Raw genomic sequence first — 2,334 nt, 5'->3', positions numbered from 1 at the left:
CGAGCCCCGCCGGCCGGTGCCGCGCCGCGCTGCATGGCCCCGTTACCCCCGTACCCGCGCGCCGCGCAGTTGTTGGACGAGTTGATGGTCAAAGTGCCAAAGGGTACGTTTCCGCCACCTAGGCCCTCAATAGCGGTGATAGACTCATCGGTGGAATTGGCAAACTTCTGGTAAGAAAGCATGTTGGGCGCAGAGTTGTTGTCGTTGTAGACATAGGGCGCGACCCCTACGCTATACCCCAAAAACCGGTTGCCGGCCGGTTGGATGCTCAGCGTGCCCGGCGGGGGCACGCGGTAGGCCAGGGTGTTATTGCCGTTCACCACGGCGCTGGCGGCTACGGCAATGGCCTGGTAGCCCGGCGCGCCGGTGGAGTTGGTGAAGCTGTTGCAGCCCAGGTAGTAGTCGGGCGACGAGGTGCTGTTGTCGCGCACCTGCAGGCCGCGCCAGCAGTCGAGGAAGCTGTTGTTGAAAAAGTTGGCGCTGCTGCCGTTGCCCACGCTCAGGCCGTAGGTCAGGTGCTGGGCGTTCACGAGGCGCAGCTCGCCGTTGCAGGTTTCGTAGTAGAGGCCGGTTTGCTCTTTGTAGTTGGCCGGGTCGTCGCCGTGGTCGCCGTACACGTCGATGCCGGCGGTGCCCTGGTCAACGGTCCGCTCGGTGGCGTAGATGCCGTATACCTTGTCGGTGGCGGTGGTTTGGGCGGTGGCCGTGGGCGTGCCCACCAGCGAGATGCTTTGGGTTACGTTGAAGGTGCGCGTGGCGTCCTGGTCGAGCCACAGGCCCCGGCGGCGGATACCGCTCATCAGCCCGCCGAGGACGAGGTAGAAGCCGGTGGCCTGATTGGCCACGATGCCGTACACGGCACCGTCCACTACGTTGTAGTTCACTTCCACGTCCACGGCGTTGCCGAAGGTGGCGTCGCCGTCCACGGCCAGATGAACGGCCTCGTAGGTGGTGTATTGCGTGGCGGGCTGCCCGGCGGTGCCTTGGTACGGATAATACAGGTAACCGAGCGTCGACCGAATCGTGTTGCCGGTGAACCGGCTGGGATATGTACTTGATGACAGCTCACTCAGGTGATGACGGCCCGTGTCGTACAGGCCGTATAGGCATTGGTCGAACGTGGTGTTGTACACGTTGTAGTAGCTGCTTTGGGTGCTGGGAGGCAGGTGAATGGGGTAAGCCGCCGTCTTCACATAGCTGTCGGCCATGGTGAACCGTTGGCCGGGCTGGTTAGGCTCAAAATAGAACCCGTACCACGCCTTGAAATTCTGCGCCTCAAAAGTGGAATTGGTAATGCGCACGTCGGCGTTGGGGCCGATTATCAATTTGTTGCCGGTGGTAAATGTGCCTGAAAAAATCCGCCGGGCAATGCCGGTAATACCAAAATCGGCACCGTCGATGAGGTAAAGGCCGTTGGCCAGGTAGAGGTCGCCCACCACGCTGTACTGGCCATTGTAGGCACCGGGAGCGAGCGGCGTAACGGCTCCGGCCACGCCCAGCGTGGTGGACTGGGCGCGGCTACTGAAAACAGTCATGGCACAGGCGATAAGCACCAGGGTGAAAAAACGCCACAACCGCCCGAATGGCAGCATACGATGGGGGGGGGGGGGGCAATTGAGGCCCGGAGAAGAGTAGAGTGTTTCATGGGATGGAAGGAGAAATGGTGAGACACGCGGGTGATTCGTAGCGGATTACACCAGCAAGATAGAATAAATGGCGACAATTGCTACCCCGAAAGGGTGAACATAGATAACTGGGCCAGCGCCATACCGCCGCAAGCGCGACGGTAGCTGAATAAGCCGCATTTGAGCCCTTGGGGAGATAATGGTTTGCAGAAGGCATTTGGCAATGCCCGGTAGCGGCCCAGCCCCGATTCCGCTTTCCGCTCCGCGCCGTACCTTTCCGCATTGCTTATGCCCACTGCATTGCCCCTTATGACGGTCGCCGGTTTCACGTTCAACGCCTTTTCCGAAAATACTTATCTGCTCATCGATGAGGCCACCCGGCAGTGCGCCATCGTCGACCCCGGCTGCTACGCCCCGGCCGAGCAGCAGGCCCTGCGCGGCTACATCGACGCTGAAGGCCTGCAAGTAGTGCTATTGCTCAATACGCACGCGCACGTCGACCACGTGCTTGGCAACCAGTTTGTGCTGAATACCTGGCCGGGCACGCCGTTTCTGCTGCACCCGCTCGATGTGCCCACGCTGCGGGCCGTATCCGGCTACGCGGGCATCTACGGCTTTCCGCAGTACCAGCCGGCCGAGCCCACCGGCGAGCTGGCCGCCGGGCAGCCCGTGCGCTTCGGCCAAACCGAGCTTGAGGTGCGCTTTGCGC

At 61.7% G+C, this 2,334-nt stretch carries 2 protein-coding genes; one reads left to right on the top strand and one right to left on the bottom strand.

The genetic code is table 11. From position 1 onward, the window contains the following. The coding region (locus ACYVDE_RS20505; protein ID WP_460503397.1) for a hypothetical protein at positions 1–1,535 on the bottom strand (1,535 nt) is incomplete at its 3' end. A gap of 378 nt (positions 1,536–1,913) precedes the next feature. Between ACYVDE_RS20505 and ACYVDE_RS20500 the strand changes: the two genes are divergently transcribed. Next, positions 1,914–2,334: MBL fold metallo-hydrolase (locus tag ACYVDE_RS20500; RefSeq protein WP_460503396.1), on the top strand; the 421-nt coding region annotated here is incomplete at its 3' end.

This window comes from Hymenobacter agri, assembly GCF_054778495.1.
Note: the sequence above shows the minus strand (reverse complement) of the source record. Positions and strands in the feature narration are given on the sequence as shown.